Annotated in this window: 17 protein-coding genes; 4 read left to right on the forward strand and 13 right to left on the reverse strand. The window is 38.7% G+C overall.

Annotated features, from left to right (window positions below; all coding sequences use genetic code 11):
* Positions 1 to 16 precede the first annotated feature (16 nt).
* From H4J75_RS00195 to H4J75_RS00250, 11 genes are all read right to left on the reverse strand, one after another.
* Positions 17 to 1,462 carry a phosphomannomutase gene (locus tag H4J75_RS00195; protein WP_182221033.1) on the reverse strand — a complete coding sequence of 482 codons (1,446 nt, stop codon included), beginning with the start codon at positions 1,460 to 1,462 and terminating at the stop codon, positions 17 to 19.
* Positions 1,463 to 1,470: 8 nt separating this feature from the next.
* Entirely contained in the window at positions 1,471 to 2,874 is a 1,404-nt protein-coding gene (locus tag H4J75_RS00200) for a mannose-1-phosphate guanylyltransferase/mannose-6-phosphate isomerase (RefSeq protein ID WP_182221034.1), read from the reverse strand.
* Positions 2,875 to 3,363 (reverse strand): GDP-mannose mannosyl hydrolase, encoded by a 489-nt coding sequence (locus H4J75_RS00205; protein ID WP_182221035.1) that lies wholly within the window; start codon positions 3,361 to 3,363, stop codon positions 2,875 to 2,877.
* A gap of 367 nt (positions 3,364 to 3,730) precedes the next feature.
* Positions 3,731 to 5,974: a polysaccharide biosynthesis tyrosine autokinase gene (locus H4J75_RS00210; protein ID WP_182221036.1), complete on the reverse strand. Its 2,244-nt coding sequence runs from the start codon at positions 5,972 to 5,974 to the stop codon at positions 3,731 to 3,733.
* A 70-nt stretch (positions 5,975 to 6,044) separates the two neighbouring features.
* A complete protein-coding gene (locus tag H4J75_RS00215) occupies positions 6,045 to 6,491 on the reverse strand; it encodes a low molecular weight protein-tyrosine-phosphatase (protein WP_182221234.1) in 447 nt (148 codons plus the stop codon).
* Between the two features lie 5 nt (positions 6,492 to 6,496).
* Positions 6,497 to 7,624: a polysaccharide export protein gene (locus H4J75_RS00220; protein WP_182221037.1), complete on the reverse strand. Its 1,128-nt coding sequence runs from the start codon at positions 7,622 to 7,624 to the stop codon at positions 6,497 to 6,499.
* Between the two features lie 1,816 nt (positions 7,625 to 9,440).
* Entirely contained in the window at positions 9,441 to 9,725 is a 285-nt protein-coding gene (locus tag H4J75_RS00230) for a GIY-YIG nuclease family protein (protein WP_182221039.1), read from the reverse strand.
* Between the two features lie 13 nt (positions 9,726 to 9,738).
* Positions 9,739 to 10,032 carry a hypothetical protein gene (locus tag H4J75_RS00235; RefSeq protein WP_070374583.1) on the reverse strand — a complete coding sequence of 98 codons (294 nt, stop codon included), beginning with the start codon at positions 10,030 to 10,032 and terminating at the stop codon, positions 9,739 to 9,741.
* An 85-nt stretch (positions 10,033 to 10,117) separates the two neighbouring features.
* A complete protein-coding gene (locus H4J75_RS00240; protein WP_182221040.1) occupies positions 10,118 to 10,267 on the reverse strand; it encodes a hypothetical protein in 150 nt (49 codons plus the stop codon).
* 46 nt (positions 10,268 to 10,313) lie between these two features.
* Positions 10,314 to 10,466, reverse strand: a complete 153-nt coding sequence (locus tag H4J75_RS00245; protein WP_182221041.1) for a hypothetical protein — start codon at positions 10,464 to 10,466, stop codon at positions 10,314 to 10,316.
* 294 nt (positions 10,467 to 10,760) lie between these two features.
* Positions 10,761 to 13,460: an SLBB domain-containing protein gene (locus H4J75_RS00250; protein ID WP_182221042.1), complete on the reverse strand. Its 2,700-nt coding sequence runs from the start codon at positions 13,458 to 13,460 to the stop codon at positions 10,761 to 10,763.
* Positions 13,461 to 13,895: 435 nt separating this feature from the next.
* On the opposite strand from H4J75_RS00250, the gene H4J75_RS00255 reads away from it, so the two are divergent.
* The 4 genes from H4J75_RS00255 to serA all read left to right on the forward strand — a co-directional run bounded on the left by H4J75_RS00255 (position 13,896) and on the right by serA (position 18,201).
* Positions 13,896 to 15,428, forward strand: coding sequence for a peptide MFS transporter (locus H4J75_RS00255; protein ID WP_182221043.1), 1,533 nt, complete (start codon positions 13,896 to 13,898; stop codon positions 15,426 to 15,428).
* Between the two features lie 125 nt (positions 15,429 to 15,553).
* Positions 15,554 to 16,156, forward strand: coding sequence for a 5-formyltetrahydrofolate cyclo-ligase (locus H4J75_RS00260; protein ID WP_182221044.1), 603 nt, complete (start codon positions 15,554 to 15,556; stop codon positions 16,154 to 16,156).
* A gap of 51 nt (positions 16,157 to 16,207) precedes the next feature.
* Positions 16,208 to 16,864: a ribose-5-phosphate isomerase RpiA gene (gene rpiA, locus H4J75_RS00265; protein WP_182221045.1), complete on the forward strand. Its 657-nt coding sequence runs from the start codon at positions 16,208 to 16,210 to the stop codon at positions 16,862 to 16,864.
* 107 nt (positions 16,865 to 16,971) lie between these two features.
* On the forward strand, positions 16,972 to 18,201 hold the full coding sequence (gene serA, locus H4J75_RS00270) for a phosphoglycerate dehydrogenase (RefSeq protein ID WP_182218522.1): 1,230 nt from the start codon (positions 16,972 to 16,974) through the stop codon (positions 18,199 to 18,201).
* A 1,391-nt stretch (positions 18,202 to 19,592) separates the two neighbouring features.
* Here the strand turns inward: serA and H4J75_RS00275 are convergent.
* A complete protein-coding gene (locus H4J75_RS00275) occupies positions 19,593 to 20,483 on the reverse strand; it encodes a L,D-transpeptidase family protein (protein ID WP_182221046.1) in 891 nt (296 codons plus the stop codon).
* Between the two features lie 68 nt (positions 20,484 to 20,551).
* On the reverse strand, positions 20,552 to 22,048 hold the full coding sequence (locus H4J75_RS00280) for a CYTH domain-containing protein (RefSeq protein WP_182221047.1): 1,497 nt from the start codon (positions 22,046 to 22,048) through the stop codon (positions 20,552 to 20,554).
* Between the last annotated feature and the right edge of the window lie 120 nt (positions 22,049 to 22,168).

The raw sequence follows: 22,168 nt of genomic DNA on the forward strand, positions 1-22,168 counted from the left end.
TGTTTAATGTTTAATGTTAGCCAATAACATCCAATGTTTGAATATTCTTCAAGCTTGTAATAACACATTCACTGGCCTTTATATAATTATCAGCCTCTGCATAGCAGCGTAATTCTGGTGCATTACCTGATGGACGTAAGTGAACAATGCGATTATCTGCTAACGTAATTCTTAAGCCGTCAGTTTCATCTATATTTTTAATTTCTGCCTTTGAAAATCCTATTTGGGATAACAATTTTTTAGGATCTTGTTTGCCTTGTGCGATTACTGATTGGCTTTTTTCAGTGGCAAAGTTTTGAATGCGATCACTATGGGTATAACGTTTTGGCAATGCATCAACTAATGTTGAAATCAGACCTTTATTTGCGGCTGATAATAGCATGATGGCTGGTAATATTGCATCTCGTGTTGGTAATGCCTTTAATGCTTTGCCATTCAGCTGCAGATCACTACCCAAGAGAAAGCCGCCATTAGCTTCAAAACCTGCTACGGATTTAAATTTTTTATTTAAATTTGAAAATTCCGCAATAACATAAGGCGAGCCTATTTTAGTTCGCTCGACATGGCTAAATTTGTTACTTAGTTCAACTGCCGTATTACAACTCACGGGAATTGCTAATGCTTCAATATTTAATGCATCAGCCGTTAATAGCCCAAGAATATCTCCACGTAACCAATTACCATTCTCGTCTGACATTAATGGGCGGTCGCCATCGCCATCGGTTGAAAAAACAGCGTCCAAATTATGCTTTTTAGACCAATTAATACCTTTTAGTGTATCTTCTTTAGAAACAGCTTCAGTATCGATAGGTACAAAGTGGTCTGTGCGCTCTAAAGAAATCACTTCTGCACCAAGGGTTTCAAAAATACGGTAGTATAAATCGCGCCCTGCACTTGAATGTTCATAAATACCAATGCGTTTACCTGTTAAAAAAGGTGTGATAAATAAAGAGGTATAACGGGTGATGTATTCTTCTGCTGCGCGGTTACTCACTGTTAGCTCAGCTAATTCATCAAGTACTGTAAATTCAACTTGCTCAGTAATAATAACTTGTTCATCTGCTTTGCTAATTTCACCATCAGGTCGATAAAACTTAAGTCCATTACGATCAAAAGGTATATGACTACCGGTGACCATAATGGCTGGAATTTTATCTTCTTGTGCAACATAAGCTAACGCGGGTGTTGGTACTACGCCATAATAAATAACGTTAAGGTTCAGTTGTTTTAGCGCACTCGCACAGGCTTGCGCCATCGCATAACTGCTTGGGCGATTGTCTATAGCAATAGCAACCGTTTTAAAGCTGAAATTGCGTTTCATACCCGCGATGAATGCAACAGCAAAGGCTGCACATACATCAGAGGTAAATTGGGTCACTAAACCGCGGGCACCGCTAGTGCCGAATGCAACGCCGCTTTGTGCGATAACGCTTGAGCTAACTAATATTGAATTGTTTGACATTTTTAATCCTATGCTCGACCGTAACGATCTTCAAAACGCACAATATCATCTTCACCTAAATATGAGCCTGACTGTACTTCTATCATTTCCAGCGGTAATTTACCTGGATTTTCTAATGCGTGAACAACACCAATGGGAATATAGGTTGATTCATTTTCAGTCACTAAAAAGGTTTTGTCACCATTGGTTACGCTTGCCGTGCCTGATACAACAATCCAATGCTCTGCTCTATGATGATGCATCTGAATAGATAACTTTTCACCTGGATTTACAGTAATACGTTTGACTTGATAGCGTTCGCCGTTATCAATAGAGTCATATTTACCCCATGGACGGTATACTTCTCGGTGAACTTTGAATTCACTGCGTTTATCCGCTTTTAGTTTTTCTACGATTTTCTTAACATCTTGTACTTTATCTTTGCACGCCACCAACAAAGCATCTTTAGTATCGACGATAACCACGTTGTCTAATCCGACGGTGGCAATAAGACGATCGCCTCCATGAATTAAACTGTTGGTTGTGTTTTGTAAAATGGTATCACCAGAGGTTGTATTACCCTCTTCGTCTTTCTCATTAACTTCCCATAAAGCAGACCAAGCGCCAATATCATTCCAGCCGGCATCTAATGGAACGACTACCGCATCGGTGGTATTTTCCATTACGGCATAATCAACAGACTCATCAGGACATAGGGCAAATGCTTCTGCGTCTAATCGAACAAAATCGTTATCGTGCGTGGTATGCTCTAATGCTTTTTTACATGCATTCAATATTTCAGGGCGATATTTTTGTAGCTCTTCTAAGTAACGGCTTGCTTTGATTAAAAACATGCCACTATTCCAGTAATATTCACCACTTTCTAAATAGTCAGCGGCTGTCTTTAGATCAGGTTTTTCTACAAAAGCGTTTACGTCATAACCACTTGAATCCGATACACTATTGCCACGTTTTATATAACCGTAACCCGTATGGGCTTGTGTCGGGACAATACCGAACGTTACCAGTTTACCTGCTTGGGCAAGTGGTAGCGCATTTTTAACCGCATCAGTAAAGGCGTCGGTATTTTGAATAACGTGATCTGCGGCTAAAACCAGCAATAACGGATCGTTGTCAGTTACGGTTACTTCAGCTGCCAACGCGATTGCAGGGGCTGTATTGCGACCAACGGGCTCTAGGATTATTGAGCCCGTTATATCCAATGTTCGTAACTGCTCAGCAACGATAAAGCGATGTTCTTCGTTACAAATAACCAAAGGTGCATTCACTTCAAGGTCAGATAAACGTTGAATGGTTGTTTGTAGCATCGTTTGTTCGCCAGTTAAGGCAAGAAACTGCTTTGGATATAAAGAGCGACTCAATGGCCATAAACGAGAGCCTGAGCCCCCTGCCATAATTACGGGTGTGATCATCTATATTCCTAAATTTAATTTTGTAATCAAGTTATCAGCTTGTTTATCTTTCTGAAAATACCACTTGGTATGAATATGGACATCGTTATGAGCTAACAACGCCATTTCTGAAAACCAACGATAATCGTTATGTTGAGCAACGGGTAATGAAGCGATATCACCATTAAAAATAACTTCATAAGCTAACACGACATAATGCGTTGTGAATACTTCTTCAGAAAAGTTATCCTCATAAAAATGCTGATAGACGCCCTTAAAACAGCTCGATGTTTTATCCATGCCTAACTCTATTTTGAGTAAACGCGTATAGGCTTGTTCAATGGCTTCATCTTTTAAGACTCTGCCACCAGGCACAAACCATGCACCTTGTGCAGGTCGATTTACACGTTTTCCTAATAGTATGTTACCTTGGGGATCTCGCACCAGTAAATCGATCGAGACTAATGGTGTTGAGGCAACAATGGTTTTAAAGGTATTTTCGGCTAACATCCGTATTATTTTTTTCCTATTAATCAATAAAACGTTGAATTAATTCAACATCTAAACTCTGTTCTATTTTACACATCAGGCGAAAACAGTCATTTCTGAGACATGAGTTAACGTTCGTAATTAACATTTATTCGTTTAAAATCTTTCACTTATAAGAGCTTAAGCCGAAAACTCTCTTTCTATACTAATATGTCCGTATATTAATGTCGGATAAATTATGGTTTGCATTTATCACTAATTTTTACTTATTAGTAACTGCGCGTACAAATTTCCGCCTACAAAGCCCATGGATTCCCGACAAGACAACTCGGGAATGACGGTTTAGCCAAACTCGGGAAGACGGTATAGCCAAACTCGCGCCTACGGGTTATTTATCTGATTTATATTCGTAGTTAGCATATCCGTAATAGCCGTAGGCGTTACTGGCTTTTTTAAGCACGCCATTAAATACTACACCTTTCACATCGATACCGTTTTGTTCAAAACGTTGGCGAGCGTAATCTATTTCTTTAATACCATTTTGACCAAAGCGCGTAACAAGTAGCATGCTTCCCGTATGGCCACCCACAATGGCTGGATCCGTAACCGCTAAAATAGGGGGTGTGTCAATAATGATAATGTCGTACTTAGTTTTTATCTCTGCGATTAATTTACTAAAATTAGCATGCATTAATAGCTCAGACGGGTTAGGTGGTACTTGACCCCGTGTAATAATGTCAAAACCTGCTACATCAGTTGATTTAGTGACCTGCTCTAGCGTTTTTTGGCCTGATAAATATTCAGACAAACCGTTTTTCCATGCAAAGCCAAAATGCTTATGGATATAGCCTTTACGCATATCTGCATCTATTAACAACACTTTTTGTCCACTCTGCGCGAGCACTACCCCTAAGTTTGTTGATATGAAAGATTTACCGACACCTGGAGAAGGTCCAGAGATAGCAATAACATTATTTTTAGCTTCCATCATGGCAAAATGCAGGCTAGTACGTAGGCTACGTAATGCCTCTATAGATAAATCTGCTGGGTTGTCTACGGCTAATACTTTTTTACCTATCTGGCTTTTTCGTTTCTTACCACTAATTAAATCTGACAATTTATCTTGATAGGCTGAGAAAGGCACACTGGCATATACTGGCATGCCAATCGCTTCTATTTCACTTGGGTCTTCAACGCCTTTATGCAATGCTTTTTGTATAAGTACTATCGCTATCGCTAACATGCCCCCTAGCATAGTAGCCATAACCACAATTAATGCTTTTTTAGGTTTTACTGGCTTGGTAGTATTAACTTCAGCGACATCAATTATACGTACATTACCTACAGTACCGGCACGCACAATATCTAACTCTTGTACTTTTCCTAACAGCATCATGTAGATTTCGTTACCTACTTCAACATCACGGGTTAGACCTAATAGTTTTTGTTGCATTTCAGGTAAGTTAGATATTTTTTGTGCTAAGCCATCACGCTGTTTTTGTACGGCATCAATTTGTTCAACAATGCCTTGGTAGTTAGGATGGGTACGTTTGAACTTTCGAGACATAGCAAGACGGTTGAGGTCAAGTTCTTGTAACTTAGTATCTAGCTCAACTATTTGCTCTAATACCCCTTGAGTTTCGAGGGTGATATTGACTGATTTTTGGTTTATTTGATAGTCGTTAAATAAGGCTTCTGACACTTCTAATTGCTTTTTAATTTCAGGTAATTGTACTTCTAAAAAGTCGAGTGACTTTTTAGCTTCTGCTGAGTTTCTATCAACATTTCTACGTACATATATTTCAGCTGCTTTATTTAATACATTTTCTGCGTAAGCAGGTATTTGATGCTGCAAACTTAAATTAACAATACCTGAGTCTTTACCTTTTTCGCTGGCACCAATGGCTGCTTGTAAATCAACAATGGTATTTAAACGATCTTTACGGATAACAGTAAATTCAGTGCCTGCTCTTGCAGTTAACGCTTTAAGGGTAATACTGAAAATGCCATTAGTGAGTTCTTCGCCTACTTTACCTTGTAAAATCACTTCTTCATTAGCTGATAAAAGTTTATAGGTATTATTTTCACCCGCTAGCACTATATACTCAAGATTAATAGCGTACTTAGGTACATCAAAGCGGAATACATCAATTTTTTCACCGCCCCAAGCGTAACTTACAGCACCAAAACTGGCTGGTGCCACATCGCCTGTTTTTGTCGGGTTGAATATTCTAAAACTACGACCACCAATTACTGGGAATAATTTTGGCTTGGCAACAATATCTAGTTTCAACGCATCAACAGCTTCGCCGATTACAGAGCGAGACTTTAATAATTCAATTTCTGTTATTGATTTAGAGCTACTTTCAAACATGCCAGCCATGTCATCTAACCCTGGTACTGAAGCCCCACTTTCTTCTACTTGAATCATTGCTGTTGCTTGATAGATAGGCGTTGAAAACATGGCGACAGCAACACCCACCAGCATAAAGATAGCCGTAATAATACAGATAAAAAACTTACGATCGACTAACGCGCCAAAGAGTGACATTAAGTCAATTTCGTTCACTGGTGCATTATTGCTTTGCTGATTTTTAACTGTAGGCTGAGCTATACTTTCATTAATTGACATATTAAGTGTACTTTTTAATAAATAATTCTGAATTTAAACTTTTTGTTTAAGGGTGAGTTAAAACGCTAGTTTAAAGGTATTTGGTCCAAGCGGAACAGGCTTTATCAACCAATTGATAAACATGCTCAAACGCTTCATGACTTTGGCGATAAGGATCAGGTATCTCAGTATTATCGATCCATTTACCTAACAAGAAGGTTTTTCCTCTGGCCTGTGGATATTTACCTAACAAATCGGTTAAGTGACGTTCTTCCATCACTAAAATCAAATCATTTTCTGTAATTAATGTTGAGTTGAGTTGTCTGCCTTGGTGTGGGCTCATATCAATATTATTGCTTAAGGCAATACTCGTTGCCGTTGCTTCTGCACTATTACCCACTAATGCGGTTAGTCCTGCTGAAGAAACTTTTATGGGGCTATCGCCTGGCTTGTGCTTTAGCTTATCTTTAAGTAAGTATTCACCCGTAGGGCTTCGACAAATATTACCCGCACAAACGACTAAAATATTATTAAACATCGCCATTAGAAAATAGTACCTTCATTTTTAATCGTTGATATATTTTCAAGTGCAGTAATAGTTGGTACAAGTTGGCTGATTAAACGATTCCAACGCGCAATAGGTGCTGTGGTAACGTAAACGATATCTCGAGGCTGTAATTTAAATTGATCGGCTAATACCAGTGCAATTACATTTTGTGCATGTAATTGATAAACATCAGCAATGATGCCCTCTTGGTTGTCTGGGCGTTTGCGTAAAACAAAAACACCATTAGCATTGGCTGTTTGCTCGTTTAAACCGCCTACGTCACTTAACGCTTCAGCAAGGCTTAAGCCATAACGATTAATTTCAATGCTACCGGCTTTGTTTACATCACCAAGAACAAATACTTTTTGATTGTCAGTGCGATTTACATGAAGGATATCACCGTGTTTTAGTAAACGGTTTTGATTGATATCACCTTTAGTATAAAAGTCATCTAGCTTAATGATTTCGGTTTTATTGTTTCGTGTAAAAGTGACTGTACGCCAATCGGCTCTTTCACTTAAACCGCCAGCTTGATTAATTGCGTCGATTAACGTCAGTGGAATTTCGGTAACTGGGTATACGCCTGGCTTGTTTACTTCGCCGGTAACATAAGCTCTTTGGCTATTAAAACCGACTATTTTTATATCTAGTTGTGGCTTTTCAATAACTCGGCTTAGTTTTTCTACTAATATCGCGTGTAATTGTCTAATGGTTTTACCGGCAGCAGGTACATTCGCGGCATAAGCATAGGTAATTGTGCCATCAGCTTGAATTCTAAAACCGTCAAATGCAGCAGTTCTTTGAACGGCTGCCGGAATAGTAAGTTCTGGATGGTCCCATACACCAATAGATAACACATCACCAATACCAAGGACATAATCATAACCTTCGATTGACATTGGATTGTATTTTTTGGCTTTAGTGAAGGCTTGTTGGTTGTCTTTTAATTCAGAGATAAGCGCTGAATCGATAACCGAAATACTAACATTCGATAAGTCTTGCGCTAGCGTAGAAGTTTCAGGTTCAACATCAACCCCTTCCATATGACTGCCAGGGATCATACTACAACTACTCAGCATCAATAATGACAATGAGACAACTAGTTTTTTAGAGTATTTTAACATCGTGTAAGTTTATTCAATCCTTCGCTAAGTGAGTCAACTGCCGTGTTGTTTTGAAATTTTTGATGTTTATTGTAAAAACATCTTAACAATGCGTACAGTTTTCGCTTTATTATTATGGCCATCTTAATGCCGGAATAGTCAGCAGACAAATATAATTGCATGCTTTCATCTAAACGATATATACATTTCAAAATATGAACGTATGGGCTTAGATAGTTAAAGCTGTATTGCGCAGAATAATACGCAAGTTATTAACTATTGTCTAGTCAGAAAAAAGGAAAGTGTGGGAGTAACAGAGTTGTTTCCTTGTGGTGCTGGATTTATGTCAATATCTGGTTTGGGTATGTTGCCTGTTGTCGTCTTGTTGATGGCGTTATGTTGAGTTTATTTAAGTATCTTGTGTAGGTGTGTTGACGCTTGTCGTCATGCTGAATTTATTTCAGTATTTGGGTTGGTTGAGTAAGTACAGATCCTGAAACGAGTTCAGGATGACGGTATTGGTGGCTGGCTGACAATATTTGTGGCTGGCTGATGTCTGTTGACGGTGGTTCTGTCTGTTTGTCGGGGTACATACGTAGAGTTACGCTGCCCTTCTGTCGTCATGCTGAATTTATTTCAGTATCTGGGACTGTTGAGTAAGTGCAGATCCTGAAACGAGTTCAGGATGACGGTGGTGGTGTTTGGCTAATGGTGGCTGGTTGATAGTGGTGGTGTCTGTTGATGGTGGTTCTGTCTGGCTGACTGTCTACATATGCAGAGTTACTCTGCCCTTTTGTCGTCATGCTGAATTTATTTCAGTATCTGGGTTGGTTGAACAAGTACAGATCCTGAAACGAGTTCAGGATGACGGTATTGGGGTCTGGATGACGGTGTCAGGCTGATGGTGGCGGGGTCTGGTTGACGGGCTTCATACGTAGAGTTACGTTGCCTTTTTTTCGTCATGCTGAATTTATTTCAGTATCTGGGGTTTGTTGGGTAAGTACAGATCCTGAAACGAGTTCAGGATGACGGTATTGGGGGCTGGCAGACGGTATTGGTGGCTGGCTGATAGTGGTGGTGTCTGTTGATGGTGGTTCTGTCTGTTTGACTGTGTAGAGACGTAGAGTTACGTTGCCCTTTTGGCGTCATGCTGAATTTATTTCAGTATCTGGGTTGGTTGAGTAAGTGCAGATCCTGAAACGAGTTCAGGATGACGGTATTGGTGGCTGGCTGATAGTGGTTGTGTCTGGTGACGGTGATTGTGTCTGGTTGTCGGGGTACATACTTAGAGTTACGTTGCCCTTCTGTCGTCATGCTGAATTCATTTCAGTATCTGGGGTTTTTAGGTAAGTGCAGATCCTGAAACGAGTTCAGGATGACGGTGGTGTGGGTCTGGCTGACGTAGTTGGTGGCTGGCTGATGTCTGTTGACGGTGGTTCTGTCTGTTTGACTGTGTACATACGTAGAGTTACGTTGCCCTTTTGTCGTCATGCTGAATTTATTTCAGTATCTGGGTTTTGTTGAGTAAGTACAGATCCTGAAACGAGTTCAGGATGACGGTTGTGGGGTCTGGATGACGGAGGTGTTGGCTGGCCTACAGTGGTGGTGTCTGTTGTCGGTGGTTCTGTCTGTTTTACTGTTTAGATACTTAGAGTTACGTTGCCCTTTTGTCGTCATGCTGAATTCATTTCAGTATCTGGATTGGTTGAGTAAGTACAGATCCTGAAACGAGTTCAGGATGACGGTGGTGGTGTCAGGATGACGGTATTGGTGGCTGGCCTACAGTGGTGGTGTCTGGTTGACGGTGGATTGGTCTGGATGATGGGGGTGGTGTGGCTTAGAAATCTTTGCTCAGATCTAGCCAATTAGGGTTCATTTGTTCTATTAAATTTTTCTTCCAGGCTCTTCGCCAGTTTTTAAGTTGCTTTTCTCTTGTTATCGCATCGTACATTGTTTCAAATGACTCAAAATATACTAATTTATTCAGGTTATATTTATTGGTGAAGCCCAATGTCAGTTTAGATTTATGTTGATAGACCCTTTGTACTAACTGACTCGTTACACCTATGTATAGTGTCGTGTTTTTTATATTTGTCATTATATAAATATGAGGCTGTTTCATATTGACGACCCTGTTAGTAAATAAATTTTTTCGCTAATTTAGATATTTCAGGCCAATCATTGTTAATAAGAAATTGTTTTTGTTTTTTAGACCACCTTCTAATTTCATTTTCTATCAATCTTGCTTCTTGTTCAGTTTTAAATTTCTGCTGGTGGACAAGTTTGACTGGGGGCGTTATTTCAGTACCTAAAAGAAGTTGGTTATATTTATCGTATTTCGCTAACACAATGCCAAGTTCATCACAGCAGCCAGTGTGGTAGCTACCATCCACCGACTGTAATATATAAATATAAACTAATGTATTCATACCAACTCCTTTTGTTAACATTATTTTTACATGTTATTAATATTGTAGTTGAGCTTTATTGTTTTGTCAGGTTTCTCATATAAAATTAAAAATACTGTTTTGGTATTTTTGTTTTTTGCGTTCCAAGTACAGATCCTGAAACGAGTTCAGGATGACGGGGGGGTTGTTCAGGATGATGGTGAGGATCTGGCTGAGGGGGCTCACAGGTAGAATTACGTAGTTCTTTTGTCGTCATGCTGAATTCATTTCAGTATCTCGTGTAGGTGTGTTGCCGCTTGTCGTCATGCTGGATTTATTTCAGTATCTGGGGTTTGTTGAGTAAGTGCAGATCCTGAAACGAGTTCAGGATGACGGTATTGGGGTCTGGCTGGCGGTGGCTGGCTGATAGTGGTGGTGTCAGGTGACGGTGGTTCTGTCTGTTTGACGGGGTACATACGTAGAGTTACGTTGCCCTTCTGTCGTCATGCTGAATTTATTTCAGTATCTGGGTTTTGTAGAGTAAATACAGGTCCTGAAACGAGTTCAGGATGACGGGTTACACAATCAGGATGACGGTGGTGGTGTCTGGATTACGGTTTACACTGCCACTATGATGGTGGGTTGTTCTTATTGGCTGAGCTGGTTTATGTTTGGGTTTTATTCAACAATGTAAAGTCCGATAAAGATCGGACTTTACTTATTTGTTTTGTTAAAAAATTATCTATTTTTAGTTTTTATAAAAACAAACATTAAAGTCCACTAATTGCTGCTATGGCAACCGCTGTGTTATACATAATTGTTGTCGCTGTTGTCCACAAGGTTAAGTTGTTCATGTACTCTGAATCAAGTGGTACAACAATTGAGTCACCCGGTTTTAAAGCTGAGTCAGCACCGCCGCTAAACCAATTGCTTTCTTCAAACATTTGGATACTACCGTTTGACGAAATAATATAAATTCTCTCATCATCGGCACGTTTTTTTAAGCCGCCACTTTGCGTTATATAATCTTCAACACTGCTTGATGAGTCAAACATGTGTGAGCTATTCACTTGCACTTGCCCCATAACATTAATTGAGCGATTCTGAGTTGGGATGTACAGTACATCGCCGCCCTCTATCGCAATATCATAATCATTTTTGGCTATAACTTGCGGTAAATTAATAACTAAACGCCCTAGCGGTTCTACCTTAGATAGATCTGCTAATAACGATTGAATTTCACTGTATGAAGTTATACCACTGTTACTTGATAAAGACTTAGTTGCCATTTCAATACGTAAGTCGGCACTTACTTTCATTAAGTTTTGTCTTTCAAGTTGTTTTAACTTTGTTCTTGAAAAAACAGAGCCATTGGGATCTGCAAAAGCTGTTAATCCTCCCGCTTTAAGAATAATACTTGATAAGCTGTCTCCACGACGGACTGTGTATTTACCCGGAAAAAGTACTTCGCCGCGCAACTCAATAACATAATTTTCACTCCATGAAGGGATACGGTGAATGTTAAGGCGATCTTTACTTTTTAGCAGAATATTATCTTCATCGATATTATTGAGGGCATTCACTAAATGAATATTTTTAGAGATTTTTACAGAGTTAATACCACTCATTTCATTACGTGTTAACTCAGCTCTTGATAAATAAGCTGACTCTTTTACGCCGCCGGCAGCTAAAATTAAATCGATTACCCGAGCCCCTTTCCCTAATGGATAAACCCCTGGAAATTTAACTTCACCATCAATTTCAATTAACTTTACCGCTTCACCTGATCCTGCTTGGTAACGAAGCTTATTAACAATATGCACCAGTAAACGTTGGCGAGAAAACAATGCCATTTCACGAATTGTTACGTTTTCATGCTCTGCACCACTGTTAATATTATTGATAGAGGTATAAATTTTTTCATCTTTAGTCTCAGCCATAACATCACTTTGCTCATGGGTTTCCCAAAACTCTTTTTTCTTACTCGTTTCAATCGCTAAATTTCTTTCTTTCGCTAATAACTCTTCTTGAGTGTAGGCGAGCTCATCTAATAAGAATTGCTCTTCAGAAAACTTAAAGGCTTTAGAAAAGATGATAATTTTATCATTACTGCTGAGTTGAATATTGCTCTTAGAATTTTTATCAGCAAAAACATTAGCTAAATTAAACTGTAATATTTCAATATTACGGGCACTATCAATTTCTCTAACGACAATGCCGTAATTTAAATCGGCGTAAGGTAATAGGTGAGCGTCAGCATTGGTAATAACATCGGATAACAACATATTTTGTTGCAACTGGTATTTACCTGGACGCGCTACAGCGCCTATTAAAGTAATTGAATCGACATATAAGTCTGAGCTTTTTAACACTCTAATAAAATCGCCCGCTTGAACTTTTTCAGCTTTTTGGGCTTTATCAGATAAATCAATATTTAGGATACTGCGTAAATCACTTTTGTTATAACGCTCTACGATGGTAGATTTTGGGTAAGCCGCGGGTAAAAGTCCGCCAGCCATTTTAATGACATTAGAAAAGTCGTCTGATTGGCTCAATTCATAAATAGCAGGACGTCTAACTTCGCCGGCAATTGACACAGACTTGCCTTGAGGGGGAATAAAAACGACATCGCCTGATTGCAACAAAATATCACTTGATGAATCACCTTCAATTAATAAGTCATATAAATCGACTTGTTGAATCAGCTTCCCTGAACGTTTTACTTGAATATTTCTTAATGAGCCAATATCACTGACACCACCTGCAGCAAAAATGGCATGGGTAACTGAAGATAATGAACTTAACGTATAGGGTCCGGGTTTATAAGCTTCACCTAAAACAAATATACGCATAGAGCGTAATTCGGCTAAGCTGACCACCACATTAACACCGATAATTTTTTGTTGAATTTTATTAACAACAAAAGTCTTTAATTCTGAAAATGTTAATCCTGCAACACTAATGGGGCCCAGATTAGGAAAAACCAACTCACCTTCACGTGTCACCGTTAATTGCATTTCACGATTTTCTTTACCAAAAACCTGTATTGAAACTGAGTCTCCCGTACCTAAGATATAGCCCTCTGGAATAGCAATATCCATAACCGGAGAGAATGTTGTTGGCGAATTTGCAAATACATCTAAACCAAACCGTGGCAAGGTCTTAAAAATCGCTTCCGCTTTCTCTGTTTCTTCGGCATCTTTGGCTTTAAGGTTTTCATTGTTCTGGCTATTTATATCGCGTGGCATTACCTGTGTATTAATAGGAGAGCTTTGTGTATTACTTCCTGATAACTGAGCCTCAATAGCATTTAAATCTACGCCCATACTTTTGGCTAATGCTTGTTGTTGAGATTTAGGTAACTTTTTAAATTGTTCAATTTGCTGAGCAGATACTTGCTGGGCATGTAAATTTAAAGAAAGCACAAAAAGTAAAAAGGTTGCTATAAGATAGCGAGTAATGTTCATCATTGGGGCAATAAATTTCCTATAAATGCGAGGTATAACATTAGCTAAATACTCATAAACCATAAAATTAATAATGGCCAAATATATCGACTAAATAAGTTCTAAAATTAACGTTTGGAGTTTATCAGTAACAAGCTATTGAATAAAGTAACTTGCTTACCTTTTATAACGTCAAATAATTAATTTTGGAGAGTCGGTTTATTATTTTTCTTTCTAAAAATATCAAAAGTAACTAAAACATTACATCTGCTTAATCAAATCTCGGTGCCAAACTATTGCCTTTCATGGCAAGCACAGGTATAACACACGCTGACTTTCGCAAATAAATTTGACAATAATTACAGCGCAAAGAACTTATTTCAATATTTTAAAATGTTTTTAGCGAATTAAAATAATAATATTTATCTGTAATTTACACTTATCTTAGAGGAATTTTTTATGAGCAAACCTGATTCAGGTTCTTTTTTTGGCCATCCGGCAGGGTTACAAACGCTGTTTGTTACAGAAATGTGGGAGCGCATGAGTTATTACGGTATGCGTATGCTACTTGTATTATTTATGACCGCTACTTTACAAGAAGGAGGCTTAAGTTTAACCGTCGCTTCTGCAGCTGCTATATATGGTTTATATACTGGTAGTGTTTATTTTATGGGCTTACCTGGCGGTTGGATAGCTGACCGATTAATTGGTGGTCAAAAAGCAGTTTGGTACGGCGCAATCATTATTATGATTGGCCATATCATCTTAGCTATTCCGAATGACACCACCTTTTTTATTGGTTTAATCGTCGTCATTTTAGGTACGGGTTTATTAAAACCAAATATTGGCGCTATGGTAGGTCAACTATACTCAGATGAAGATGTTCGTCGTGATAGTGGTTATGCCATTTATTATATGGGCATCAATTTAGGTTCAGTTATTGGCTATGCAGTTTGTGGCTACTTAATGGAAAATGTTGGTTGGCATTGGGCGTTTGGCGCCGCAGCTATTGGTATGGCATTAGGTTTAATTCAATACAAATTGACTACCCCTAAGCTTCAAGGTATTGGAGAAAAGCCAGTATATCCTATGTCAGAGAAAGCACAAAAAACCAGCTGGACAATTATTGGTATTGTTTTAGCGGTTATTGCGTTTGTTACCTATGCTACTTTTCAAGGCATTATTACTATTGTTCCTGTAACTGTCGCTCAATACGTTGCCGTAGCATTCTCTGCAATTTTCGTTATTTATTATGCGGTAATATATTTTGGTAGTAACCTAACGCAAAATGAAAAGAAAAAACTCTGGGCATTATTATTGATCTGTATTGCATCAGCTTGTTTTTGGTCGGGCTTTGAGCAAGCGGGTTCGTCGATGAATTTATTCGCGCGCGATTATACTGACCGCGTCATAGGATCATTTGAAATACCTACGGGTTGGTTTCAATCTGCAAACTCCTTTTTTATCGTTTTACTATCACCCTTTTTTGCTGCTTTATGGATTAACTTAGGTAAAAGACTGGTAAGTCCTTCTTATGGAATAAAGTGTGCTGTTGGACTAATCATCATGGCGAGTGGTTTTATCGTGATGTTTTTTGCTGCACAATATGCTGCTTCAGGAATGAAAGTTGCCCCTTACTGGTTAGTAGCAACTTACTTCCTACATACAGTTGGTGAACTTTGTTTAAGCCCTGTAGCACTTAGTGCGGTAAGTAAATTATCACCTAAACGCTTTGCAGGACAAATGATGGGCGTATTTGTTTTAACTTATTCAATAGGTAATATAATTTCTGGTTTATTAGCCGGTAATTACGATCCAAATAACGTCGCGCAAATACCTTCGCTTTATATTCAAATTAGCTTATTTAGCATTGGTATTGGTTTAATCATTTTGTTGATTGGTTTCAAATCTAGATTTTGGGAAAATTTGCCTGATGATTCAGAAGCATCTACGACTAACGCAAATGGTTCAACGGCAACGACTAACGCTTAGTTAACTATCGTTCATCGTTAAAGTGACTCTGAAAAGCCAACATTTATTGTTGGCTTTTTTATAGCTGATTTTTACTGTAACTTACTTGTTGTCGTTAGACTTGTTTTATAAGGGGATTAAATATCATGAAAACAAGAGATGTGCTTCGCCAACAGATTCGCTATCAACGCAGTTTATTAGGCGCTGACCAGCAAGCGGAACAATCACTTTTATTATCTAAAAGACTCATTAAAGAACAAGTAGTCAAAGGCGTTAAACACATCGCGATTTATTTAGCCAATGATGGCGAGTTAAATACTCAGCCTTTTATTGATTGGTGCTGGCAAAATAACATCACCGTATATTTACCGGTAATACATCCTTTTAGTAAGAATAACTTACTCTTTTTAAAATATGCTGAGACGTCTATTCTCGTCAAAAATAAATATGGTATTTTAGAGCCTAAGCTTAACGTTCAAGATATAATAACGGTCGCTCAGCTTGATGTTATTTTTACCCCCTTAGTCGCCTTTGACCGATATGGTAATCGCTTAGGCATGGGCGGTGGTTTTTATGACCGAACACTTTCGGCTTGGCATGCTCAATATCAACAAAACAAACAAGCTAAACCCTTACCAGTTGGCTTAGCTCACGATTGCCAAAAAGTTAACACTATTCCCTTTGAAAGTTGGGATATTCCACTGCCTAAAATTATCACCCCTACAACCAGCTATAACTTCGATATTTAATCATCTGCTGATATACTTCTACCTAATTTCCCCTCGCTAATTAGGATTCACATGACACAAGATGAAATGAAGAAGGCAGCAGCCCTTAAAGCACTCGAATTTATTAAAAACGATACCATTGTTGGCGTAGGCACCGGGTCTACTGTTAATCACTTTATTGACGCCCTAGCAACAATCAAAGACGACATTGAAGGTGCTGTTTCTAGCTCTGAAGCGTCGACTCAAAGATTGAAAGCCCATGGTATCGAAGTGTTTGAATTGAATAATGTTGGTAGCGTTGATGTTTATGTTGATGGCGCCGATGAAATTACTGAATATCTGTCGATGATAAAAGGTGGTGGTGCAGCACTAACCCGAGAGAAAATTGTCGCGGCTGTAGCAAAAACATTTGTCTGTATTGCCGATGAAAGTAAACAAGTAAAAATGCTAGGAAAATTTCCTTTACCGGTAGAAGTTATTCCAATGGCACGAAGCTATGTAGCGCGCGAATTAGTTAAACTAGGTGGTGACCCGGTTTATCGCCAAGGCGTAATTACCGATAACGGTTGTGTGATTCTCGATGTGCATAACTTAGAGATACTTGATCCTAAAAAACTTGAAAGCGATATTAATGCCATTGTAGGTGTTGTTACTAATGGTTTATTTGCACTACGTGGCGCTGATGTTTTAATTTTAGGCACTCAAGATGGCGCAAAACTCATAAAATAAATCTTTAGAGTTTATACACTATATGCTAGTTTAGAAATCTAGCCATCTAAACACTTTATATTTGGTTAAGGCAATGACCACTATAGTCCTACATGAGATATTAGAAAATGAGCAATAATTCATTAGCAAAAGAAAAAATTAAGATTTTATTACTTGAAGGTGTCCACCCGAGCGCTGTTGAAGAGTTAAAAATGAAAGGCTACAGCAATATTGAATGTATTAGTACATCGCTTGCTGAAGAAGATTTGATCAAAAAAATTGCTAATGTTCACTTTATTGGTATTCGTTCTCGTACTCAGTTAACTGACCATGTACTAAGCCATGCAAAAAAACTCGCGGCTATTGGTTGTTTCTGTATAGGTACTAACCAAGTTGAAATTAAAGCGGCACAAAAACGTGGCATTCCAGTATTTAATGCCCCGTTTTCAAATACACGATCGGTTGCCGAACTAGTCTTAGGTGAAACCTTATTATTATTACGTGGTATTCCTGAAAAAAGCGCTAAAGCTCATCGCGGTGAATGGAATAAATCTGCGGCTGGCTCGGTAGAAGCTCGTGGCAAAACCTTAGGTATTATTGGTTACGGCCATATTGGCATGCAATTAGGTATTTTAGCTGAAACCTTAGGTATGCGAGTACGCTTTTATGATATCGAAACCAAACTTCCGTTAGGTAATGCGAGCCAAGCATCAAGTTTAAAAGTTTTATTAAAAGAAGCTGATGTAGTTAGCTTACACGTACCTGAAACGGTTCAAACGCAAAACATGATGGCAGCAAAAGAATTTGCACTCATGAAAGACGGTGTTATTTTTATCAATGCTTCTCGTGGTACTGTCGTTGATATTGATGCATTAGCTGAAGCGCTTAAAAGTAAAAAAGTCGCTGGCGCAGCAATCGATGTTTTTCCTGTTGAACCCAAAGGTAATGATGAAGAGTTTATTTCACCATTACGTGCATTCGACAACGTTATTTTGACGCCACATATTGGTGGTAGTACGAAAGAAGCCCAGTCGAATATCGGCTTAGAAGTTGCCAGCAAAATGGCAAAATACTCTGACAACGGTTCAACACTTTCGGCAGTAAACTTCCCTGAAGTTTCTTTGCCTGGTCATACGGGAACAAGCCGTTTATTACATATACACCGTAACCAACCGGGTGTGTTAACCCAAATTAACCAAGCATTTGCTAAGCACAATATTAATATTGCTGCACAGTACTTACAAACAGATGATCAAATTGGTTATGTAGTTATTGATATTGAAGCACAAGATAGTGTACTAGCATTACGTGAATTAAAACAAATTGACGGCACAATACGCGCACGTATTCTTCATTAGTTTTTTGAGTATTTAGCGTAAACAATAAAAAACGAGACTTAATAAGTCTCGTTTTTTTTATTACCACATTAACGAGCTATCATTTGAACGTGTAAAAAACCTATTACAGCCCCGAGAATACTGAAATGAGTCCAGGATGACGGAGTTTGGTTTCATTCTGAATTTATTTCAGTTTCCACTCTCGTCATGCCGAACTTGTTTCTGTTTCCATTCCCGTCATGCTGAACTTGTTTCAGTATCTGGGCTTAGAGTTGTTAAGGACGAGATCCTGAAACGAGTTCAGGATGACGGCGTTTTGAGTCATGCTAATGGTGTTTGCGTTCACGCTGATGGGTGTTGCGTTGATGCTGAATTTATTTCAGTATCCATTCTCGTCATGCTGAAATAAATTCAGTACCTGGTCTTCAAGTTGTTAAGGACGAGATCCTGAAACGAGTTCAGGATGACAGCGTTTTGAGTCATGCTAATGGTGTTTGCGTTCATGCTGATGGCGATTGGGTTCACACTGAACTTGTTTCAGTATCCATTCCCGTCATGCTGAATTTATTTCAGTATCTGGGCTTTGGGTTGTTAGGGACGAGATCCTGAAACAAGTTCAGGATGACGGAGGTTGGGTTCATTCTGATGGAGTTTGAGTTCATGCTGATGGAGTTTGGATTCATGCTGAATTTATTTCAGTATCCATTCCCGTCATACTGAACTTGTTTCAGCTTCCACTCCCGTCATGCTGAATTCATTTCAGTATCTGGGCTTCTAGTTGTTAGGTACAGATCCTGAAACAAGTTCAGGATGACGGCGGTTAGGTTCATGCTGATGGAGTTTGGGTTCACACTAAACTTGTTTCAGTATCCACTCTCGTCATGCTGAATTTATTTCAGTATCCATTCCCGTCATGCTGAATTTATTTCAGTATCTAGGCTTTGGGTTGTTAAGAACGAGATCCTGAAACAAGTTCAGGATGACGGCGATTGGGTTCATTCTAATGGGGTTTGAGTACATACTGCATTTATTTCAGTATCCACTCTCGTCATCCTGAATTTATTTCAATTTCCACTCTCGTCATGCTGAATTCATTTCAGTATCTGGGCTTTGGGTTGTTAGGTACGAGATCCTGAAACAAGTTCAGGATGACGGCGGTTGGGTTCATTCTGATGGAGTTTGAGTTCATGCTGATGGAGTTTGGATTCACACTGAACTTGTTTCAGTATCCATTCCCGTCATGCTGAATTTATTTCAGTATCTGGGCTTCTAGTTGTTAGGTACAGATCCTGAAACAAGTTCAGGATGACTTCGTTTGGCTTCATCCTAACGAAGTTTGAGTTCATCCTAACGGAGCTTGAATTCATCCTAACGGAGTTCTATTTCACTCTAATTAACAATATCACTTAAGCTCAATTTAATGATACGACTACACCTTCTGGATTAGCTAGTAGTGAACTCACTTTTTTTAACATTTGAGCATCATTACCGATAAAATGTTTTACTGCCTTTGTCATCGCTAATTCAACTTCGGCGCCATCATCAGGCGTCAACGGACGATGTACTTCTATCTTTTTGCCTTCCTGTTCATAAGACATTTTAATGGGCTGTTCGAATATGCGAATAGGTGTGCCTACGGGAATATTATTATATAACCATTCTATGTCATCATCGTACATACGAATACAGCCAGAGCTTGCTCGCATACCGATACCAAAGCGCTTATTGGAGCCATGAAGTAGGTACTCACTTGTGCCAATACGTAATGCATATTTACCAAAGGGATTATTGGGTCCTGCGGGTACTTCTCTGACCATCTCTTTGCCATGTTCGGCAAAATAACGTGCGCGCATCTCTGCTGTTGGACGCCAACTCGGGTTTTTACGTTTGTCGCCAATAGTACTGGTTAAATGTGGTGTTTCTAGTCCTTCTCTACCAATACCCACAGGGAAAACGTAAACTAATTTCTCTCCTTTCGGGTAGTAGTACAAGCGTAACTCAGCGAGATTAATGACAATACCTTCACGCTTGCCAAAGGGTAGAAGCATCTGCTTAGGAATAACAATATTATCATCAAGAGCCAATAAAAAAGGATCAACACCGGGGTTAGCGGCAAGTAAGGCAAAAAAACCTACGTTATAATTTTCAGCTAAAGCTTGAAAGTAATCGCCTTTTACTGCTTTATGGGTAATATCCTCACCCACTAACCTTGAATTGGCGGCAGGGAGGTTATAAACACTCGCCAAACTTACACAGGTAATAAAACTACTTAACAATAAACTTAATTTAACAACCCACTTCATTAATTTATGACCCTACTAATTATCTTCAACATTATCTAAAACCTTTCTCTATTCGAACTGATAAACAGCTATGACTCATCTAACCAGTACGGCTTTGTTAATAACGCCATATTTCTGGAGCTGTCTAACGCAATGAGTAACCCTTCAACTTTGCTTCCTTGCCATAAAACGAGTTTTTTAGGTTTTTCATCTAACGTTTGTAGTTGCTGGTGAATAATCCACAATGTTTGTAATTCACTGATCCCTTGCTGAATGTCCAACCAAGGTGCTCGATATTGTTTACGTTCTTCTTCATCAAACAATAAACCAAACCAAGTGCCTGTCAGTAAACTTCGGTTTAACAGTTTTGCTTGCGATAAGTATTGTTCACTGCTCAGCGACTGCGATGGTGTGCTATCAGCAAATAACACCGCCATACTTTTCGTTAAACTTTGCTGCGCAAAAGGCAACAACGAGTCACTAAACTGTGTATCTTCAGTTAATAGCATTTCCAGCAAATTAGCCTGCAGGGTATTAAAACGCTGGCCATGCAATAATTCGATAACATTTTCGCTCGTTGGAAGACGACGTTTCTCCATTCTTAGTTGTTCTACTAATTGTTCGCTGTAATTTAACTTGCGTCTATAATTACCCGTTTTATTAGTAAGTTCTTGTAGGTTAACGGCATTATCAACCCAAGAGAGTAAGTGCACAAAATAGCTTAGTTCATCACGAATTTTTACGGCTTCTTCGGGTAGATAGTCTGCAAATAGCCAGAAACCGTGGCGAATTAACGATAAAGTTTCTGTTATTTTTTCTAACTCGACTAAGCTTGGCGACGTTATATAGTATTCAATATGATCATGTAGGTTAACTAGGCAATAATTGATACCGGTAGAAAAGGCATTAGAAATAGAGTGACTACGGTCGATGGGAAGAATATCGGTAATATTTTTTTTATAATTAACGGGGATGTTTTTCCATAAACCATAGCCACGAGCCGCTTTACTTTGGCTACTTGGCCTAACAAGCAGTACAGAAAATAATAACTTGGCAAGCAACAATAAATCTGAGGTTATGCCACTGACAAGTTCTAGTTCGAGTTCACAAATTTTAACACTGCGACCATCGCTACTAATATCGCCTTGATCGAAGGCAACTTCTACCACGGTACCCGACGATAAAGTAACTAACCAAATAATACGGGTAAAGTCCGTTGAAAAAAGGGGGATTAACGATTCTTGTAACTGCTCTACCTTTTGGGTTGACTGCCAAATTTCATTTGGGAACGAGGAAAGTTCAGGGAAGTTATTAACAATATTAACGTTATACTCTGGTCGCTGATGTAAACCTGCAATTACCACCCCAGCTGTTTTTATGGTTTGCTCTAACTTTCCGTCACAACCTCTAATTCTTAGCCCCATATCATGACGGCGAAAATCTAAATTAGTTGTATCGTAATAGCAGTTCGATAATTGCTTTGTTTCGCAGCTAAATGACAGCTGTTTTGTGGTGAATAACTGGGTGATTTTTTCTTGAGTATTATCACTTATAACAAAATACTTAAGCTCAATTTCGGTAACCATATTCTTCCAATAATTTGTTTTATTATGTCAACATAGTGAGTTTACAACAGCGACATATGAAAACAAATAGCGAATGCCAATTCCCATAAGTTTCTTTCATATAATATAGCGATATACAAA

Source organism: Colwellia sp. BRX10-1, assembly GCF_014077545.1.
Classification (GTDB): Bacteria; Pseudomonadota; Gammaproteobacteria; order Enterobacterales; family Alteromonadaceae; genus Colwellia_A.